Genomic DNA, 19,179 nt, shown 5'->3' with positions numbered 1-19,179 from the left:
CCGCAGATCTCTCTGCGGCGCCCACGTCTTCTCAAAGGGGACGGGTCAGCCGACCCTCTGGCGGCGGCCGAAGACGATCAGCACGCCCGCGATCGCGATCAGCAGACCGAGTCCGAGCAGCAGGGGCGCGATGGCGGCGCCCGTCGCCTGCAGTCCGTCGGTCGGGGCCGGTGTCGCCTCCGCCGTGGGGTCGTCCGCGGGTGCGGGCGCCTCGGCGGGCGTGGGCTCGTCCGTGGGCGCCGGGGTGGGCTCCTCGGTCGGGGCCGGCTCCTCCGTGGGCGCCGGGGTCGGCTCCTCGGTCGGGTCCGGCTCCTCGGTCGGGGCCGGGGTCGGCTCGTCCGTGGGTGCCGGGGCCGGCTCCTGGGTCGGGGCCGGGGTCGGCTCGTCCGTGGGCTCCGGTGTCGGCTCGTCCGTTGGTGCCGGGGCCGGCTCCTGGGTCGGTGCCGGCGTGGGGACCGGAGTCGGCTCGTCCGTGGGAGCGGGCGTCGGCTCGTCCGTGGGAGCGGGCGTGGGCTCGTCCGTGGGAACCGGGGTCGGCTCCGGTGTCGGCTCGACCGGAACGGGGGCGTAGCCGGCGTCGATGGTGGGGTCGTCGGCCTGGCCGGGCTCGGTGGAGTTGTCTCCGGTGTCGGGGGCGGTGAACGAGTACCGTCCGTCCGCTCCCGGGTTGGAGTCCGCGGCCGTGTCGTCGCCCGCGCCCTGCTGGGTGAGCGGGTAGGTGCGGCCGTCGACCTCGATCGTGGTGGGGAACGCGATCGTGTACTCCGCACCCGGGGTGAGGTCGGGGAACACGTAGTACCCGTCCTCGTCCGTCGTGGTGCGCGCGATCTCCTCGCCGTCGGCGTCGTAGAGGATCACCTCGACACCCGGAACGGGGGTTTCGCCCTCGTCCTGGATGCCGTCGCGGTCCTGGTCGATCCACACGTAGTCGCCCACCGACACCAGGTCCGGCACGAAACCGAAGTCCAGGGTGTCGTCACGGTCGCCGTCCTGCGTGAGGTCGGTCGACTCCGCCGAACCGTTCGAGGAGTCCTCGCCCGGCTCACCCTGACCGGGCGTGGTGGGGTCGTAGCCCGCGGGAGGCGTGACCGTGACCGTGTAGTGCTCACCCGCAGGAAGAGCCGGCAGGTTCTCGAACGAGTAGAACCCGTCCTCGTCCGTCACCACGGGCTCGACCGGGTTGCCGAACACGTCCGTCACCGGCTCACCATCCGGACCCGTCAGAGTCAGCGTCACACCCGGGATCCCCGGCTCGCCCTCCTCCTGCACACCATCACGATCCGAATCCAGCCACACGAAGTCACCCACCGACACCGACGCCAGACGCACACCTGCGTCCCACGTGGGGTCGATGCCCTCGGTCGCCGAGAGCTCGCGGTCGTACTCGGTGGTGAGAGCGGAGTTCGATCCGTCGAGCACGATGACCGTGGTGAGGCCCGTCGCCGGATCGGCGTCGGAGTCGGTCGCGTCATCGCCCGCGTTCGCGGAGGTGAACACGTAGGTCGCGGCCTGCTCGTCGGTCAGGGTGAACCGCACCCGGTACTCGCCGGCCGGCAGGCCGTCGAACAGGTAGCGGCCGGCGTCGTCGGTGGAGACGACGAGGGGCTCGCCCGTGCCGTCGAGAACGGGCGCGCCGTCGCCGTCGAGCAGCTCGACCGAGACACCCGCCAGGGGGGTCTCGTCGTCGCCCTGGAGACCGTCGCCGTCGGCGTCGATCCAGACGACGTCGCCGATCGCGTAGGTCTTGCGGACGACGCCCGCATCCCATGTCGGGTCGATGCCGTTCGTGGCCTTGACGACGGAGCCGTCGAGGTAGTCGGCGGCTCCGACGAGAGCGGCGTTCTCATCGTTCAGGACGATCGGACCGGTCTCGCCCGTCAGGCGGTCGGCGTCCGAGTCCACCGCGTCGGCGTCGCCGGCGTCGGCCGTCGTGAAGGTGTACTCGGACGACTGTTCCTCCGTGAGGACGAAGCGCACCGAGTAGACGCCCTCGAGGAGCAGATCGAAGAGGTACCGGCCATCGGCATCCGTCGTCGTCGTGTCGACGACCTCGCCGTTCTCGTCGAGCAGCTCGACCGTCACGCCCTCGAGCGGGGGCTCGCCCTCGCCCTGTACTCCATCGCGGTCGTCGTCGATCCACACCACGTCGCCGATCGCGTAGGTCGCGGCGGGGGTGTTGTAGAAGGTCGCGGCGTTCGACGTGCCGTCCTCGGCGATCGTGACGAAGACGGCCGCGTCGGAACGCTCGTAGCCGGCCGGCGCCTTCGTCTCCGTCACGGTGTACAGGCCGGCGGGGACGGCGTCGCCCTCGGCGGCTGGGACGACGATCGCGACGTCGGCACCGTCGGATCCCTCGACGACGAGCTGGCCGTCGACGACGTACGCCTCGTCGGTCACGATCGAGCCGTCGGGCGCCGTCACCGTGAAGCGGGCGTCGCGGTCGGTGATCACGACGTCGTCGTTCGTCGCGTCGGCCTTCGCGATGCTGAGGGGGTATCCGTCGGACGGCGTGATGGTCGCCGTCGCGCCTGCGATGGTGTTGCGGATGGGCACGTCCTGCGTGAACGTGTCGATGCGCACCTTGAAGTTCACGTACGGCGATGACGACGCGTTCACGCGTCCGCTCGCCTGCGTGATCGTGATCGTGCCGGCCTCGAAGTCGGCCGTCGCGCGCACGCCGCTGCCCATGTCGGCCGTCGTCGAGGCATGCGTGCTGCCGGACTCGAGGTCGTCGTCGCTCACGAAGCCGAGGAGCGTCGTGCCCTCGGGCAGCAGGTCGACCATGTCGAGGATCGACGTGTCGAAGCTGCCGTGCGGAAGCAGCTGCACGCGGTAGATGAACTCGTCGCGGACGAGGTCGCCGTTCTCGTCGAGCTCGACCCGGAGGTTCTTCGTCCACGAGCCGGAGCCGTTGTAGATCGTCTTGGCGACCTCGAGCTCGTCGCCGTACGACGTCGCCGTACCGGAGGTCTCGGACGTCCAGACCCAGTCCTGCTTGGTGGCGCCCTCGACGCGCGCGTTGTTGACGATGCTGATCGTCTGCTTGCCCTCGATCACGACGGTCGGAATCTGGACCGTGATCTGCAGACGTCCGGTGAGGGCCGCGCCCTCAGCGGGCTTCGCCCACGTGAGGTTCGATCCGAAGGTGTCGGATGTCGTGAAGACGAGCTCGCCGTCCTCGTTCAGAGCCAGGTCGAAGTCCGAGCCGCTCAGGCCGGTCTCCCAGGCGTACGAACCCGTGATCGACTCCCTGATCGCGTCGAGGTCGCTCACATCGAAGATCGTCTGGTCGATGTCGTCGATGATTCGCGACTGCGCGAGGTCGAGGACCGAGCCCTCGGCGATCGTGAAGGTGAAGGGCACGAGGTATGCCTCGCCCGTCGTCATCCGTCCGAGCGCGCCGATCGACTTGTCGAACGCTGCCGGGTCGTCGATCTCGCTGCCGGGCGCCTTCTGCGTCGTGAGCTTGTTCTCGGCGTTCTTGTCCCAGTTGCGGGTCTGGCCCGCCTGGTCGTATGTGAAACGCGCGGTGTTCTTCGCGGTGTAGACGGCGTCGATCTGCGGCTGGCTCTGCCCGGGCTGCGTGGAGGCCAGGCCGTCGACGCTCGAGATGACCGCACGCGCCGTGATCGCGACGTCCTGCGTCGTGTCGTGGCCGACGTTGATCGACAGGGTCTTGCCGTCGGCGGAGAGCCGGTAGAAGCCGATGTAGGCGTCGGTGCGGAAGTCGGTGTCGGAGACCGATGTCGGGGCCTGCTGCAGCACGAGGTCGCCCGCAGTGACAGCGAGGAAGTCGCCGTCCTGCCAGTCGATGCCCGCGACGAGGGTGTCGGTGACGATGACGTTCTGCGTGAGCTCGTAGGTCGTCCCGGCGAACTCGGCGAGCCTGGTCAACTCGGCACCGAGAGTGTACGTGACGTCGAGAGGCTCGGCGAGCTGCCCGTCGGCGTCGAGCACGACGGCCGTCGTGCCGGGCAGGCTCGACGACTTCTTGAACACCGAGCCGTAACCCGGCTGCGCCGCCGCGGCGACGCTGCCGCCGATCGAGATCGACCCCGTGCGCGTCGTGCCGTCGATCACAGCGGAGTTGCCGAGCGAGACCGAGTAGCTGCCGCCCGCGACGGGGTCGACGGCGTCGGCCTTCTGCTGCAGGGCGGCCTCGAGGGCGTCGACCTGGTCCGCGCGCACGTTCGCGGTGTAGGAGATGGCGAGCCGGCTGCCCGCGGGCACCTGGACGCCGTCGAGGGTGAAGGTCTGGCCGTCGATCGCCACGGCGGGCAGCGCGTAGGCCTCCGTCGTCTTGTTGAGCCCGTTGTCATCCCAGGTCGTGAGCGTCGCGGTGAAGCTGCCCTCGTCGTAGGCGAGGTAGTCGCTGAGCGTGTCGGACAGGGTGATCTCCCGCGCGTCGGCGGAGTCGATCGTGATCGTGTAGGGGATGTCGGTGTCGACGACGCCCGGTGCGAGAGTCACGACGCCGTCGGCCGAGCGCGTGACGGATGAGTTCAGCCGTGCACTTCCGACAGACTTCGAGAAGGTGTCGACGAGATCGGGTCGGAACTCGTCACCCGGCTTCTTGACGATGACCGTGGTCGTCGTCTCCTCGCCGTCGAGAGCCCAGGTCAGCTCGCGCTCCTCGGAGTGCTCGGCCGGCTCTTCCACGGTGAACGCGAAGCGGATGTAGCCCTGCGCGATGTTCTCCGGCTCGTCCTTGAAGGTGACGACGAGGTCCCCGTCACCGTTCACCTCGATCGACTCGACGACCGTGTTGCCCACGGGAACGCCGCTCGGGAACGTGACGCCGTCCGGAACCGTGACGATGACCGAGCCGCCGGGCGTGATCGCCGAGACGTCGTACTTCAGCTCGGCTTCGTAGGTCGTGCCGGGCGTGACGACCGTGGTGCCGTCGTACGCCGCGTCGCCGTAATCGACGGTCAGCGTCACTCCCGGCATCGCCGCGGCCGTGGCCGGGCCCGGCATTCCCAAGATCACGAGCAGCGCGGCGAGCAGCGCTGCGAGGGCCGCCCTCCACGTCGTCGTGCCGACGCGCGCCGTCTGCGGGCGCGCCTGTTCCCCGTGCATGTCTCCTCGATCCCCCGGCGGGCGCGACGAACGTCGCCCCGCCGACCCTTCGTGCAGGTTCCCGTTCCGGTCAGAGCGGGCGCGACCTCCCGCGCGAGTGCGGTCATCCGCACGCTCGCCGTTCGGGCGGCGTCGCGATGCGGGAGATCCGGAGACGACTGCGGACCCCCAGGTCCGCAGTCGTCGCCACCGTCGAACGTATCGAGGGGGTCGACGGCGGGCTGTGACGGGATGGGGGATTTCACACGCGATTTCACCCGGATGCGTCAGCGCGCGTCATCGAGGGAGCCGCGCCGGTCGACGCCGAGTTGGGGGTCCACGTCGACCGGCGCGAGAGCGACGGCGCACGTCCGCCGCTCGATGAGCTGACGATGTGCTGTGCTGTGAGCTCACGTCGGGCTCGCCGTGACGCTATCGGACCGGGCGGCATGCCCGCGGTGCTGCTGCCCCGCGGGCAAGCGACCGACAGCTCCGCCCCCGGAACGTCGGTGCCGACCGGCGCGCGCCGTCGCGAACTTCACCCTCGACATGGTGCGCGGAGCAGGCTCCAGACGCCCTGAATGCATCTTCAGTCATGCCGTAGCGTGAGGGGATGGCATCCTTCGGCACGCGCGGTCGCGCCGTGGCGCGCGCCCTCGTCGCCGCCTCCGTGCTGGCGGCGATGCTGCTGCCGGCGGGATGCCTCACGGGCGACGATGTGAGCGGAGGGCTCGCGCGGGACCTCGCCGACGACCCGGCCGTCGTCGCGACCGACCTCACGACGGCCGACGGCATGCCCTTCACGGGCGGTGCGGGCGGCACCGTCACGGTCGTCGACGATCTCGATGACGACCGCCTCGCGGCGATCTCCGAGCGCATCCGTTCGCACGACGAGGGCGCCGACGTGCGCGTCGACGTCCTCCTCGGCGGATGGCGCGTGCCCGTCCTGCGCGATGCGACGCGCAACGAGGAGGCGCTCGGAGTGCTCCGCGAGCTGCGGGCGGACGACACGCTGGTGTCGGGGTCGCTCGGGGCCGACGACGTGCACGAGCGCCTCGACGGGGTCTCGGTCGTGACGCGCGACCCGGAGCGCGCCATCGCATTCGTCGGAGGAGACGCGCCGGATGCACCCGCGACCCGCGCCGCCGAGGATGTCGACGGAGTCCTCTCCCTCAGGGGGCGCGCGGGCGAATGGGTGCACCGCGGGGCGGCGGCGTGGCGTGCCCTGACGGCCGAGGTCCCGCTGGTGTCCACGGAGATCGACGAGGATGGCTTCGATGTCCGCGTCCTCGAGGAGGGCGATGCCGCACGGGCGCAGGCGATCCTCGCGCACGCGCTCGACGGCTCGGGGATGGCCGTCTTCGTCTCGAGCGAGCTCGTCGTGCTCGCGCCCGGAGCGCAGGGCCACGCCGTGCGTGCACTCATCGCCTCGCTTCCGTCGCCGCCGATGTCGGCCTGGTCGGACGACCGGGCGGCGAGCCTGGAGTTCCCGACGGTGGACGACCTGCTGGCGGCGGCGCGGTCGGTCGGCGCCACGACGCTCGATCCGGTCACGCTCTCTGCTCCAGGGATCGAGGTGGGCGACGACCCTGCGCGTCTGGAGGCGCGGGTGGACGCCGCAGCAGAGATCCTCGCGCACGACGGCGTCTCGGTCATCCGTGTGAACCCGTCGACCGGGGTGACGCTGCACCTCGACGAGGGCGCCGCGCCGGCGGCCGACTACGCGCCGGCGCTCCGGGAGCTCGCTCGCACGGGCGAGCGGATCTGCGTCGAGCGGCCGGCGGAGGCGGTGCTGTGCGTCACGGCCGCCGATCGGATCGAGGGCGAGGGGTCGTTCGCGGACGCATGGAACGCAGCGCGATAGCCGGGTCGCGGCGCTCGCCTGCGGTTGCGGGTCGTCAGGCGGTGTGCGGTGCGCTCCAGGGGGCGGCGGGGTCCACGGCGCGGGCGATGCGCTCCGCGATCACGCCGAGCTGTCGCACCTGCGCCTCGGTGAGCGGCGCGAAGACGAGCTCTTCGACGAGCGCGTGGTGGGCGGGTGTCGAGTGCGCGAGCAGCGCCATCCCGGTGTCGGTCAGCGTGGCGAGTGTGACCCGGCCGTCGGACGGGTCGACGCTCCGACGTACGAGGTCCTTCCGCTCCAGCCGGGCGACGGCGCGCGAGAGACGGGAGAGCGTGCTGCTCGCGTAGCCCGCGAGGGTGCTCATCCGCAGGGTGCGCTCAGGGGCCGTCGACAGCGCGTACAGCACGCCGTGCTCGAAATGGGCCAGGCCGCTGTCGCGCTGCAGCTGCGCGTCGAGAGCGGCGGGGAGTCGCTCCATGAGCGTCGCGACGGACGCCCACACGGCGAGGTGCGCGGGGTCGAGCCCGGACGGAACGGTGTCGGCGGCCATGACCGGAGTCTATCCCATTCACTTGCTCAGGAAAGTCAATCGCGCTAGTATTGCTTGCTTGCGAAAGTGATTGAGAAATGAAGGAGGGGATCCCGTGGATCTTCAGCTGCAGGGCAGGACGGCGTTCGTGAGCGGATCGACGCAGGGGATCGGGTTCGCGATCGCCTCGGCGCTGGCAGCGGAGGGGGCCGCCGTTGTCGTGAACGGCCGGTCGGCCGACAGCGTCGACCGGGCGGTTGCGGCGCTCCGTGCCGCTCACCCCGGCGCCGCCCCTTGCGGGCTGGTCGCCGACTTCGCGCGGGTCGGCGAGGTCGACCGACTGCGCGAGGAACTCGGCGAGGTCGACATCCTCGTGAACAACGTGGGCCTGTTCGGGCTCGCGGAGTTCGCCGCCATCGACGACGACGAATGGGCGCGCTATCTCGAGGTGAACCTCATGAGCGCCGTGCGCCTTTCGCGCGGCTTGCTCCCCGGCATGCTCGAGCGCGGATGGGGTCGCGTGCTGCTCGTGAGCAGCGAGTCGGGCGTCAATGTGCCAGCCGACATGATCCACTACGGCGTCACGAAGGCGGGCATGATCGCGCTCGGCAACGGGCTCGCCAAGCTCACGCGCGGCACTGCCGTCACCGTCAACACGGTGCTCGGCGGCCCCACCTACTCCGACGGGGTGGCCGGCGCGGTCGCCGCGATCGCGGAGGCGCAGGGAGCTCCGGAGGGGGCCGTCAAGGCGGCCGTCATCGGGCAGAACGCGACGACCCTCCTCGAGCGGTTCATCGAGCCCCGCGAGATCGCCCACCTCGCCGCGTACCTCGCCAGCCCGCTGTCGTCGGCGACGAACGGGGCGGCCATCCGAGCCGACGGGGGCGTGCTCACGGCGATGCTGTGAGGGGGCGGGGTCTCGCAGTGGCCGGTTGACGCAGCCCTCCGCCCTCGATATCGTCGTCGCGATGGCTGTGGATCGATTCACCGCAGAATCGGACGCCGCCGTCGGGGTCGCGCGGCGCCAAGGCGGCCTCCCGTGCCGCCGGTCGGCGGCTCACGAGAGGATCCGTGCGATGCAGCACGCCACCACGACCATGCGCGCCCTCGGGGCGCTCCTCGCGACGCTCCTCGTCGCGACCTTCCTCGCCGTCGCGGGGCCGCCCGCGCCGGCGTCCGCAGCGCCCGCGCCGCTCGACATCTACCCGCTCGCGGGCGCGTACCCCGCCTCACCCGACTTCGTGCTGACCGTCAACGGACAGAGCGTCCCGGTGCAGGACTACGCCGGGTACGACATCGCGCAGTTCGCCATGGGCGACGGCGACGCCGTGATCGCCGTGACGAAGCGCAACAACACCGCCATCGGCGCGTACTCGATCAGCCCCCTGAAGCTCGGACTCACCGGCACGACGAGCGGTCCGACGCTCACCTTCACGGTCTCCGACGACGAGTACCTCATCGTGAAGATCGACGGCCGGCCGGAGCTCGTCATCGCGATCGATCCGCTCGAGACCGACCGCCCGGCGAGCTCGGGAGCGGGGATCTTCCACGTCGTGGACGACTACGGCGCGCAGCCCGGGGCGTCGGCGTACTCCACCACGGCGTTCCAGACCGCGCTGGACGACGCGGCCGCGTGGGGATCGGCGAACGGCGGCCAGGGCGTCGTCTACGTGCCGGCCGGCGTCTACCGGCTGGGAACCCTCTACCTGCGATCCGACGTCCATCTCTATCTGGAGCCGGGCGCCATCCTGACCTACACGGGCGAGCGCGCGCAGTACGACGTGCACTGGCGCAAGAACTCTCAGCAGCGCGACGTGACGTGGTTCCTCTCGACGCGGTACTCGTCCGACAACATCTCGATCACGGGACGGGGCATCATCGACGGCGACGGCATGGATTCGCTGCAGCCGGGCAACCTCGGCGTGAACCTCCTCGTGCCGATCTACACGACGGGCTTCGAGGTCGACGGCATCACCTTCCGGGAGTCGAGCAGCTGGGCCATCATGCCCACCCGGTCGAGCGACCTGCAGTTCCGCGACATCAAGATCTTCAACAGGTTCGACATGGGCGAGAACGACGGCATCGACGTCATGGAGTCGTCCGACGTCGTCGTGCGGGGTGCGATCGGGATCGGACTCGACGACCCCTTCAGCACCAAGACCTGGGCGAACCACATCGACCTCTTCGCGAACGTGCCGGGGTCGCCGAGACCGCTCGAGCGCGTCCTCTTCGAGGACCTCGTCAGCTGGACCTACTGCTACGGGCTCAAGGTCGGTCAGGGCGTGTTCCAGACGCAGCTCGACGTCACGTTCCGGGATGCCACGATCTACGACGCGGCGGTGGGCGTCGGCGTGCACCACAAGTACGGCACGGCCGGTGCCGCCAGCATCCAGTTCGAGGACATCGACATCGAGCGGCTGCGCCATTCGAACGACGGCAACAGGACCTGGATGGCGCTGTGGACGGGCAGCACGGCCGAGGGCATCGGGACCGTCGCGGACGTCGACCTCACGCGGTTCACGATCCGCGACGCCGGGACGACGCCGGCGCGCATCAACGGCGTTCCCGGTGCGTCCATCACCGACGTGCGGTTCGAGGCCATCCGGATGCCCGGCAGCGCGGCGACGGCGACGACTCTCGCGCAGATGAACGTCACCAACGTGAGCGACGCGTCGAACATCCAGATCGTCCCGTAGCTCCGCGACGCACGGAAGAGGGGGCGCCCGCCTCACGGCGGACACCCCCTCTTCCGTGCGTCCTGGGCTCAGCCCTCGGCGAAGGCGTCGTCCATCCGCTGCAGCAGCTCGTCGACCGTGATGCTGTCGGTGAAGAGCTCCTGGATGCCGGTCAGGTGCTCCTGCTGCACCTTGGTGTTGGGCCAGAACACGTCGGGGAACGGCCGGTCGCGTCCTTCCGCCTGGAACTCCGTGACGGGGCTCAGCACGGGGTTCGGCTCGAAGTCGTCCGAGGCGAGCGCCGGCGCCGCGCCCGCCGCCGTGGCATAGGCCGCCTGCCCCTCGCTCGAGGCGAGGAAGTCGATGAACTCGCGTGCCAGCTCCGCGTTGTCGGATGCGGCGTTGGCGGCGTACACGACGCCGACGGAGACGGGCAGGTACGTGTCGTCGGCGGAGTCCGTGGCCGGGAACGGCGTCATCGAGAAGGTCGTCCCCTCGTCGGCGTACTGCTGCGCGTTCTCGGCGGCCGAGGTGATGTGCACGGCGCCGAGTGCCTCCCCTCGACCCAGCATCGTCATCTGCTCGTCGTACCCGATCCCGACCGGGTCGTCGTTGAAGCACCCGGCGTCGCGCATCTCGAGGTACTTCTCCTCCGACGCCTTCCACTCCGAATCCGAGAACGAGGTCTCGCCGTCGAGCTGGGCCTGCGTGAACGCCGCATCCGGCCCGTAGACGGTCGACGCCGTGATCGCGTACGGGAGCAGCTGCGTGACCCACGCCGACTTCAGGCCGAGGGCGAACGCGACCCTGCCCGCGTCGCGCGCGTCGGCGCACAGCTGCAGAACCTCGCTCCAGGTGGTCGGCGCCGTGAGCTCGGTCTCCTCGAGCGCCTGATCGTTCCAGACCGCGCCGATGCCGACGACCGTCACCGGCACGCCGACGAGCGCCCCTTCGGCGTCCTCGGCGACGGGGCGCACGGCGTCGGAGACGTCGCCCGCCCACGGACGGTCCTCCAGCGACAGGAGCAGGCCGTCCTCGCTCAGCGGCGTGACGGCGGTGGCGTTGCCGTTGCCCGGCCAGACGCGGAACACATCGGGTGCCGTGCCCGCGGACAGCTGCGTGCGCAGGGTCTGCTGGTACGACTCGTCGTCGTTGGCGAACGAGGCCTCGACGGTGATGCCGGGGTGCGACGCCTCGAAGGCGTCGATCACGGCCTGGGCGGGGGCCTCGCCCGCCGCGCTGAGCGTGAGCACGGTGCCGTCGTCTCCCTGCGACGCGGTGCCGGGGTCGGTCGAGCACCCCGCGAGCGCGAGTGCGGCGACGGCCGCGACGGCGGCGCCGGTGCGCCGGGTGGTGGTGTTCTTCACAGTTCCTCCTTGAACGGATGATGCAGAGTGGGTGCGCCGCAGGGACAGCGGGTGTCTATCCCTTGAGTCCTCCCGCGAAGCCCTTGATGACGTACTTCTGCAGCGAGAAGTAGACGATCAGGATCGGGACGACGGTGATGACCAGTCCGGCGAAGACGAGCGGCCAGACGGTGACGTATTGGCTGACGAAGCCGTAGATCGCGACGGGGGCGGTGTCGTTCCCGCTGCCCGAGAGGTACAGCAGCGGCACGAAGAACTCGTTCCAGATGCCGACGAGGTTCAAGATGACGACCGTGCCCGTGGCGGGCCGGACGAGCGGGAACACCACGCGCAGGAAGGTCCGCACCGGCCCGCATCCGTCCAGGACCGCGGCCTCCTCGTATTCGAGCGGAAGGTCGCGCAGGAACGTCGTGTACAGGAAGACCGAGAACGGCATGGCCGTCCCGATGTTGATGAGGATGACCGACCAGAGCGATCCGAGCAGCCCGAGGTCGCGCATCGTCGAGTACAGCGGCAGGAGCGCGAGCTGCGCAGGGATGAGAAGCCCGCCGAGGAGTCCGAAGAAGGTCCACCGCGACCAGCGCCGCGTGACGCGCGCGAGCGGGTAGGAGGCGAGGGCGGAGACGGCGACGATCGCGACGATGCTCACGACCGCGACGACGGCGCTGTTCGCCAGGGCGGCGCCGAGGCTGGCCTCGGTCCACGCGCGGCCGTAGTTCTCGAAGGTCGGGGGCCACTCCGGCTCAAGCGCGTTCGTCTGCGCTCCGACCGGCTTGAGCGACACGTTCACGAGGGCGACGATCGGGATGAACCAGATGACGGCGACGGCGATGAGCACGATCTCGCGGACGAGCGTGCGGCCGGTGTAGCGCGTGGGCATCAGGACGCCTTCCTCAAGGTCAGCCGGTACTGGATGGCCGACAGGACGGCGATGAACACCGTCATGACGACGGCGAGCGCGACGGAGAACGGGTACTCGCCGAGCAGGAATGCGTTCTTGTAGATGAGCGTCGAGATGGTCTCGGTCGCGGTGCCGGGGCCGCCGCCCGTCATCGCGACGACCTGGTCGAACTGCTTGAGACCGCCGATGAGGCTCAGCATCACATTGATGACCACCGCGCCGTTGAGGAGCGGGAACGTGACGCTCCAGAACCGGCGCCAGGGCCCTGCGCCGTCGATCGTCGCGGCCTCGAGGATCTCCTCGGGCACGGCCTGGAGACCGGCGAGGAAGATGACCATGGAGTAGCCGGCGAACTGCCACACGATCGCGGCGACGACGGCGAACAGGGCGTAGTCGGGGTCGCCGAGCCAGTTCTGTGCGAGCGCGCCCAAGCCTGCGGACCGCAGCAGGTCGTTCGCGGTGCCGTTGGGCGAGAGCAGGTAGCTCCACACATACCCCGCGACGAGCGGAGTGAGGACGACGGGCGCGAAGAAGACCACCCTGAGCACGAAGCGGGACTTCACGAGCGAGTTCAGCCCGACGGCGAGTGCGAGGCCGACGGCGTTCTGGATCACCGTGCACAGCACCGCGAGGAGGACGGTGTTGCCGAGCGCGGCCTGCGCGGCGCGGTCCGTGAAGACGGAGGCGAAGTTCTCCAGCCCCACCCACTGCCATCCCGAGCCGAGCCCGTTCCAGTCGGTGGTCGAGAAAAACGCCCCGCGGAGGCTCGGCACGACCACGATGAAGGCGTAGACGGCGACGGCGGGGGCGACGAACCACCACGGTGCGATGATGCCGGCGCGACGCCGGCGGCGGGCGGCGGGCGGTGCGGGCATCGCCGACGCGGTGGGGGGAGCCTCGAGGGTGCTAGTCACGGTACGTCACTCCTTCGTGCGCGTGAATCGATTCACAGGTCAAAGATAGAGGTGTCAGAGCTCGCGTGTCAACGGCAGCGCCCCGGGGGACCGCGAAGAGGGAGGGGAGCGCGAGCGTGCGCACCCACCAGCCCGCCACGTGCGTGTGCAGCGGGGCGTCGTCGCGGTCGGCGTAGTTCCGATCGCCGCGCATCTGCGCGGGACTGACCGTCGTCGGGTCGCTCGCGTAATGGTGGTGCGGGCCGTAGCGGTTGAAGCTGCTCGGCACGACGCGCAGGCGCACGTGGACGTCCCCCGCGTGATCGACGGGGAGCGTCCAGGGGCCCTCGCCCCACAGCCAGCGGCCGGGGGCGTCGCCGATCCGCGCGAACACGGCATCCGCCCGGCATCCGTCGAGCACGAGAGCCCTCGTGCCGGGCGGGACCGTCACGACGGTCGCGACATCGATCGGCTCGAACGCGAACGGCAGGCCCTCGGCGGTCAGGTCGGTTCCGAGGGTCGCGCGGCCGGAGGCCAGCGCGAACGGGCCCGCGAGCGCGGTGAGCGGACCTTCGTCGCGGATGGCGGCAACTCGCACGCGGAACGGCCCCGCCGCCCAGACGCGCGGCACCGGGTGAGCTCGTCGCGCCTCGCCGAGATCGACGTGCCCCGTGCAGCCGGGGCGCACGTCGACGGACGCCGTCGCGCCGAGATCCGACGTCGACGTGATCGCGACGGCGTCGCCGTTCCATCGCGGGTCCTCGGGGGTGTCTGCGAAGCGCAGCTCGACAGAGCCGGCGAAGTCGACGGAGGCGAGCTCGCACACCCATCGGCCGCCGATCCGGCGCGGTTCGAGGGGCAGCTCGTTGCGGAGCGGCCCCTCTGGAGCCCATCCCGTCGCGAGCGGGATTCGCGCGGGCGGACCGTCGCCGAGCGAGGCGGATGCCGGTGCGCGGTCCGCGGGCGGGCCCGCGGACGGGACGTCCGCGGCGAACGGCGCGAGGATCGCGCGCGTGCCCTCATCGAGCACCGCGTCGGCGGGGACGATCGCGCTGCGGTAGCGCGCGCGGCCGATGCGGATTCCCTCGGCCTCGAGGCGGACCGCCGCTTCGACCGTGCGCTCGTCGGCGAAGTCGGCGGCGACGCCTGCCTCGTGGAGCGCCCCCGCGATCGCGAGGAAGCGGTCGTTGATCGCACCGGCCTCCGTCGCGGGGTAGTCGTGCGCGTCGTGCACGTTGGTGGCCGTGAACTCCCACGGCTCGAACCGCTCGGCGAGCGCGCGCTGCGGAACGACGACGAGCACGGCGTCTCCCGGCGCCGCCGCCCGCGCGAGGTCGGCGCGCACCGACGCGAGCACCTCGGCGTAGGCGCCTGCCCAGCTCACGTGCCGCGGATGGCTGGGTGGCCAGTCCTCGATCGCCTCGGAGTCGAGGCGGTACTGGCTCAGATGCAGGACGAAGTCGGTGACGCCGTGACGGCCCAGCCAGAGCAGGTAGCGCTCCAGATCGGCGGGGGAGGCGCCCCAGCCCGCGCCGCCGAACGCCTCGGCCATGACGCGGCCGTCGCCGAACTGCCGCGCCGTCGTCGCGACGAGGCGCGGGTAGAAGTCGTTGACGGGGAGTCGGCCGAGCGCGTCGAGCCCCGGCAGGCCGATCCCGCGCACGGCGGAGCCGAGAGATCCGGATGTGGGCAGCTGGAACAGCGGGTGCTCCTCGCCTTTGAGGTGCGCCGTGAACGTCAGCCCGCGCTCTCTGCACCAGTCGTCGAGACGAGCGAGATAGCGCTCCGCGAAGAGATCGCCGACGAGCTCCCAGAAGCGCGTGCGCACGGCGGCCGAGCGCTCGTCCGTCAGGAAGACCGACGGCAGGTCGTCGAGGAGGTCGCGGTCGTGCCGTGCCCGGTACTGCGCGGGGAGGTCCGGCGTCCACGGGACGGCGCCATGACGCGAGAGGAGGTGCTGGGCGTGCCCGAGCCCGAGTTCCGGCTCGTCGGAGAAGAATCCGGCCACGTGCGCCGACGCGTCGGGGTCGAGGCCCTGCATGTACCGGTCGTAGCAGAGATCGATGAACCGATCGCCGAGGTCGGGTGAGAGGTAGTCGACGCCCTCGCCGTGGCGTTCGACGACGGCCCATGCCCTCCCCGCTCGTCGGAAGCGCACGAGCGCGTCCTGCACGTCGTCCGGGACGAGGTCGAGCCAGCGCTGCCGCAGCGCCGGATGCCGTCTCAGCATCTCCCCGCCCACGGTGCCGCTCGGCCATCCGTTCTCGTCGTAGATCCAGAAGGCCAGCCCCCGGTCGCGGGCGTCTCGGACGACCTGCGACACGATCGCGAGGTAGTCGTCGCCGAGGTAGCGGGGGTCATCGGGGTAGCGACGCGGGTGGAAGACGACGCCGTCGAGTCCTGCCGCGGCGAAGTCGTCGAGCTGCCGCCGGAGCTCGACGACGTCGAGGGCGCCGTTGACCGCCCACAGCGTCGAGAACGTCGGTGTCATCGTCGGATCTGCTCCTTTGCGCGTGAATCGATTCACGATTTCCGCTACGCTAACCTACGAAGCCGTCCACGACAAGCCGCGAGGGAGCGACATGCCGAGCCAGAACCGCCCGTCGACCATCGGCATCAAGGACGTCGCCGAGCGGGCGGGAGTGTCGCGGGCGACCGCGTCGTACACGTTCACCCGTCCCGCTCGCGTCTCCGAAGAGCTCCGGCGCCGCGTGCTCGCGGCGGCCGACGAGCTGGGGTACGTGGGCAACGACGCGGCGCGTCGACTGCGCGTCGGCCACAGCCTCGCGATCGGGTTGCTCGTCTCCGATACGACCAACCCGGTCTATGCGGAGGTCGCCGCGGGGGCGGAGCGCGAGGCGGCGGCGCACGGCCGCTTCATCATCGTGGCGAACAGCGGCGACGACACGCAGCGCGAGCGCGACTACGTCGGCTTCTTCGAATCGCAGCAGGTGAGCGGGATCATCGCCGCTCCTGTCGCGACGGTGCCCGACGAGCTCGTCGAGCTGCGCCGTCGCGGTACCCCTTTCGTGCTCGTCGGGCTGGCGGAGGGCGCGCACGACTACCCCGCCATCTCAGGTGACAACGAGCAGGGCGGGTACCTCGCCACGCGGCACCTGCTCGACCAGGGCCGTCGCCGGCTGCTGTTCGCCGGGGGCCCCCACCCGCACGTCGACGCGCGCCTTGCGGGGGCGCGGCGCGCCGTCGGCGAGGTGTCGGATGCCGCGCTCCGCGTCGTGCGCACGGATGCGCAGAACGCCCGGGTGGGCGAGAGCGTGGCCGCCGACATCCTCGCGGGCGGCGACCGGCCGGATGGCGTCTTCGCGGGCAACGACCTGCTCGCCCTGGGGCTCCTGCACGGCCTGCTGTCGGCCGGCGTCGCCGTGCCGGGCGAGATGTCGCTCGTCGGCTATGACGACATCGAGTTCGCCGACTTCGCGATCGTGCCCCTCACGACCATCCGGCACCCGTCGGCGGCGCTCGGGGCGGCGGCCGTGCGGATCCTCCTCGACCTCGAGGGGGAGGAGGGCGCGGCGGCGCGCTTCGCTCCGGCCCTCGTCGTGCGCGACACGTCGCTGCCGCGCTGATGGCGGCTCAGGAGAACTGAGCCGCGGCCGCGACGGCGGCGGCCAGGCGCGCGGGCGACGCGAGTCCCGCGTGGTAGACGTGCAGCCGGTCGGCGCCGTGGGAGACGAGGGCGCGCCAGTGCGCGGCGAACCCCTCCCGAGGAGTCGAGAGGATGTCGAGGTAGGCCGTCCCGCCGCCGGCGCGGTCGAGGGCCGCGACCCCGCGCTCGGGCGTGCCCCAGCAGTCCACGAGGCGCTCGATCCTCGGATCGCCGTCGAGCCCGCCGGTCTGCTCGACGGCGACGCAGACCTCGCGCGCCCCGATGGCGAGGGCGTCGTCGACGAGCAGACGCGCGAACGCGTCGGCCGTCGCCGTCCGGGCCTCTCGCAGACGCGACACGACATCGCGGTCGCCCGCGCGGACGGCTGCGGCCGGGGCTTCGAGTCCCGCCGCGTCGGCGCATGCCGCGCACACGCACAGCGAGAGCAGCTCGGCCTCGACGGGGGAGAGGTCCGCTCCGTGGATCTTGTCGTGGAGCGAGCCGTGCGCGAGGCCCTGCCATCCGATCGCCTCGAGGTGGATGTTCTCGCCGACGGCCGCACGGGCCGCGGCGGCCGAGATCGCGCGCAGCGCCTCGCGCACGGCGACGTGCGAGAGGCAGGGGGCGTGCGGGAGCTCGTCGCCGAAGGCGTTCACGACCCGTGGGAGCTCACGGAGGGCGTCGTCGAGGTGGCCGATCACGGCCCATGTGCCGACCGCGATCCCCTCCGCCTCGAGCGCAGCTCGTGCCCGGGCGAACGAGGCCGTGCCGCGCGGCAGGCCGACGGCGTCGTCGAGGTAGCTCGCCGATGCGGGCAGCGTCAGGATGCGGTGCCGGGGGTGGTGCGGGGTGACGACGCGGGCCGCGTGATAGGTGGCCGCGAGCGACACGCGCTCCACGCCGGCGTCGCGCAGGCGCGCCGCCGCGGCGGGGTCGCCGTCGACGTCCCACGGGTACAGGCGGAACGTCGTGTGCATCAGAACCTCGGCAGCGTCGGATCGTAGTCGGGGTCGACGGTACGCGCATAGGCGGTGTCGTCGCGACCCGAGCGGCCGGAGGCGAGGCGGAGCCGGTGCAGGCGGTCGACGACGTCGCGTCTGATGTCGACGCCGAGGCCGGGGCCGTCGGGCACCTGCACGCGGCCGTCGCGGATGGTGATGGCACCCGGTTCGAGGATGTCGTCGGCGATGTTCCACGGGAGGTGCGTGTCGCACGCGCGGTCGAGCTCGGGGGTCGCCGCGGCGGCATGCGTCATCGCCGCGAGCGATACGCCGAGGTGCGAGTTGGAGTGCATCGCGAGGCCGATGCCCCGCTCTGCGCATGCGCGACCGAGCTCGCGGGTGGCCGCGAGGCCGCCCCAGTAGTGATGATCGGCCAGCACGACGTCGACGGCGCCCGCGTCGGCCGCGGGCGCGAGCGTCTCGGCCGAGACGACGACCATGTTCGTCGCGAGCGGCACGCCTCCCCGGCGGCGCACCTCGGCCATCCCCTCGATCCCCGGCGTCGGGTCTTCGAGGTACTCCACCGTCCCGGCGAGCGCGCGGGCGACCTCGACGGCCGTGTCGACGCTCCACGCCGCGTTGGGGTCGATGCGAAGCGGGACGCCGGGGAAGGCGGACGCGAGCGCCTTCAGGGTCGCGACCTCGACGTCGGGCGGGTGGACGCCCGCCTTGAGCTTGAGGGAGCGGAAGCCGAACCGCGCGATCATCCGCTTCGCGAGCCGGACCATGCCGGCGGGATCCTCGGCTGCACCCCACTCGTCGTCGGGTTGCCCGGGATGGCCCGCCCACTTGTAGAAGAGGTACCCCGCGTAGTCGATGCCGTCGCGGGCGCGGCCGCCGAGCAGGTCGACGACGCCGACGTCTTCGAGGTGTCCCAGCGCGTCGAGCGCGGCGACCTCGAACGGAGAAAAGGCCTTGCGCCGCTCGATCGCATCCACGTGCGGTCCGATGGCCTCGTCGACGGCGGCGCGCAGCGTCTCCGGGCGGTCGACGCGGAGGCCGACCAGACGTGCGGCGGCGCGCTCGAGGCGACCGAGCAGCGGCTGCTCTCCGCTTGTCTCGCCGAAGCCCGTCGTGCCGTCGTCGAGCGTGAGGACGACGAGGGTGCGGAGGGCGAGCGGTTCGTGGACGCCCCAGCTGTTGCGCAGCGGGGGATCGGGGAAGGCGAGGGGGAGGACCTCGACGGTGCGGATGCGGCTCATGGGCTCCTGCCTCGGCCCTGCGGGGCGGGAGGCGGCGCGCCCCCGCCCCGCAGAGGTCTTCTGCGCCGCCGTGTCGCGTGATGTCATGGAGACGCGCGCTACA

12 protein-coding genes are annotated in these 19,179 nt (G+C 71.3%); 4 read left to right on the top strand and 8 right to left on the bottom strand.

Going from position 1 to position 19,179, the window contains the following annotated elements:
* Positions 1-45 precede the first annotated feature (45 nt).
* A complete protein-coding gene (locus tag ACWGPF_RS12805) occupies positions 46-5,079 on the bottom strand; it encodes an SdrD B-like domain-containing protein (protein ID WP_452333182.1) in 5,034 nt (1,677 codons plus the stop codon).
* Positions 5,080-5,671: 592 nt separating this feature from the next.
* Between ACWGPF_RS12805 and ACWGPF_RS12800 the strand changes: the two genes are divergently transcribed.
* Positions 5,672-6,922, top strand: coding sequence for a hypothetical protein (locus ACWGPF_RS12800; protein WP_452333181.1), 1,251 nt, complete (start codon positions 5,672-5,674; stop codon positions 6,920-6,922).
* 34 nt (positions 6,923-6,956) lie between these two features.
* Here the strand turns inward: ACWGPF_RS12800 and ACWGPF_RS12795 are convergent, their stop codons facing one another.
* Positions 6,957-7,451 (bottom strand): MarR family winged helix-turn-helix transcriptional regulator, encoded by a 495-nt coding sequence (locus ACWGPF_RS12795; protein WP_452333180.1) that lies wholly within the window; start codon positions 7,449-7,451, stop codon positions 6,957-6,959.
* Positions 7,452-7,545: 94 nt separating this feature from the next.
* Here ACWGPF_RS12795 and ACWGPF_RS12790 point away from each other — a divergent pair, with 94 nt between their 5' ends.
* Both ACWGPF_RS12790 and ACWGPF_RS12785 read left to right on the top strand, forming a co-directional pair.
* Entirely contained in the window at positions 7,546-8,337 is a 792-nt protein-coding gene (locus ACWGPF_RS12790; protein ID WP_452333179.1) for an SDR family NAD(P)-dependent oxidoreductase, read from the top strand.
* Between the two features lie 169 nt (positions 8,338-8,506).
* The gene (locus ACWGPF_RS12785; RefSeq protein WP_452333178.1) at positions 8,507-10,126 is read left to right on the top strand and encodes a glycosyl hydrolase family 28 protein; all 1,620 of its coding nucleotides are present in this window, start codon (positions 8,507-8,509) and stop codon (positions 10,124-10,126) included.
* Positions 10,127-10,194: 68 nt separating this feature from the next.
* Here the strand turns inward: ACWGPF_RS12785 and ACWGPF_RS12780 are convergent, their stop codons facing one another.
* From ACWGPF_RS12780 to ACWGPF_RS12765, 4 genes are read right to left on the bottom strand one after another with little or no spacing between them, the layout of a single operon-like run.
* Positions 10,195-11,472 carry an ABC transporter substrate-binding protein gene (locus ACWGPF_RS12780; RefSeq protein WP_452333177.1) on the bottom strand — a complete coding sequence of 426 codons (1,278 nt, stop codon included), beginning with the start codon at positions 11,470-11,472 and terminating at the stop codon, positions 10,195-10,197.
* 55 nt (positions 11,473-11,527) lie between these two features.
* On the bottom strand, positions 11,528-12,352 hold the full coding sequence (locus ACWGPF_RS12775) for a carbohydrate ABC transporter permease (protein ID WP_452333176.1): 825 nt from the start codon (positions 12,350-12,352) through the stop codon (positions 11,528-11,530).
* Complete coding sequence (locus tag ACWGPF_RS12770) at positions 12,352-13,287, bottom strand: carbohydrate ABC transporter permease (RefSeq protein ID WP_452333175.1); 936 nt, start codon at positions 13,285-13,287, stop codon at positions 12,352-12,354. The genes ACWGPF_RS12775 and ACWGPF_RS12770 overlap by 1 nt, the downstream gene beginning before the upstream one ends.
* Entirely contained in the window at positions 13,280-15,757 is a 2,478-nt protein-coding gene (locus ACWGPF_RS12765; RefSeq protein ID WP_452333174.1) for a hypothetical protein, read from the bottom strand. Before ACWGPF_RS12765 ends, ACWGPF_RS12770 begins: the two co-directional genes overlap by 8 nt.
* A gap of 91 nt (positions 15,758-15,848) precedes the next feature.
* Between ACWGPF_RS12765 and ACWGPF_RS12760 the strand changes: the two genes are divergently transcribed.
* Positions 15,849-16,853: a LacI family DNA-binding transcriptional regulator gene (locus ACWGPF_RS12760; protein WP_452333173.1), complete on the top strand. Its 1,005-nt coding sequence runs from the start codon at positions 15,849-15,851 to the stop codon at positions 16,851-16,853.
* A 7-nt stretch (positions 16,854-16,860) separates the two neighbouring features.
* Here the strand turns inward: ACWGPF_RS12760 and ACWGPF_RS12755 are convergent, their stop codons facing one another.
* Together ACWGPF_RS12755 and ACWGPF_RS12750 are read right to left on the bottom strand one after the other, a co-directional pair.
* Positions 16,861-17,850, bottom strand: a complete 990-nt coding sequence (locus ACWGPF_RS12755; RefSeq protein ID WP_452333172.1) for a hypothetical protein — start codon at positions 17,848-17,850, stop codon at positions 16,861-16,863.
* Positions 17,850-19,076 (bottom strand): enolase C-terminal domain-like protein, encoded by a 1,227-nt coding sequence (locus ACWGPF_RS12750; RefSeq protein ID WP_452333171.1) that lies wholly within the window; start codon positions 19,074-19,076, stop codon positions 17,850-17,852. The genes ACWGPF_RS12755 and ACWGPF_RS12750 overlap by 1 nt, the downstream gene beginning before the upstream one ends.
* Between the last annotated feature and the right edge of the window lie 103 nt (positions 19,077-19,179).

The sequence above is a fragment of the Microbacterium sp. NPDC055683 genome (genome assembly GCF_053617895.1).
The sequence above is the reverse complement of the archived record's forward strand: the minus strand, read 5'-3'. Positions and strand labels throughout refer to the sequence as shown.

Coding starts and splice junctions, on each gene's coding strand:
- ACWGPF_RS12765 (WP_452333174.1), bottom strand. CDS start 15,757: ATGACACCGACGTTCTCGACGCTGTGGGCGGTCAACGGCGCCCTCGAC.
- ACWGPF_RS12795 (WP_452333180.1), bottom strand. CDS start 7,451: ATGGCCGCCGACACCGTTCCGTCCGGGCTCGACCCCGCGCACCTCGCC.
- ACWGPF_RS12750 (WP_452333171.1), bottom strand. CDS start 19,076: ATGAGCCGCATCCGCACCGTCGAGGTCCTCCCCCTCGCCTTCCCCGAT.
- ACWGPF_RS12800 (WP_452333181.1), top strand. CDS start 5,672: ATGGCATCCTTCGGCACGCGCGGTCGCGCCGTGGCGCGCGCCCTCGTC.
- ACWGPF_RS12775 (WP_452333176.1), bottom strand. CDS start 12,352: ATGCCCACGCGCTACACCGGCCGCACGCTCGTCCGCGAGATCGTGCTC.
- ACWGPF_RS12760 (WP_452333173.1), top strand. CDS start 15,849: ATGCCGAGCCAGAACCGCCCGTCGACCATCGGCATCAAGGACGTCGCC.
- ACWGPF_RS12755 (WP_452333172.1), bottom strand. CDS start 17,850: ATGCACACGACGTTCCGCCTGTACCCGTGGGACGTCGACGGCGACCCC.
- ACWGPF_RS12805 (WP_452333182.1), bottom strand. CDS start 5,079: ATGCACGGGGAACAGGCGCGCCCGCAGACGGCGCGCGTCGGCACGACG.
- ACWGPF_RS12785 (WP_452333178.1), top strand. CDS start 8,507: ATGCAGCACGCCACCACGACCATGCGCGCCCTCGGGGCGCTCCTCGCG.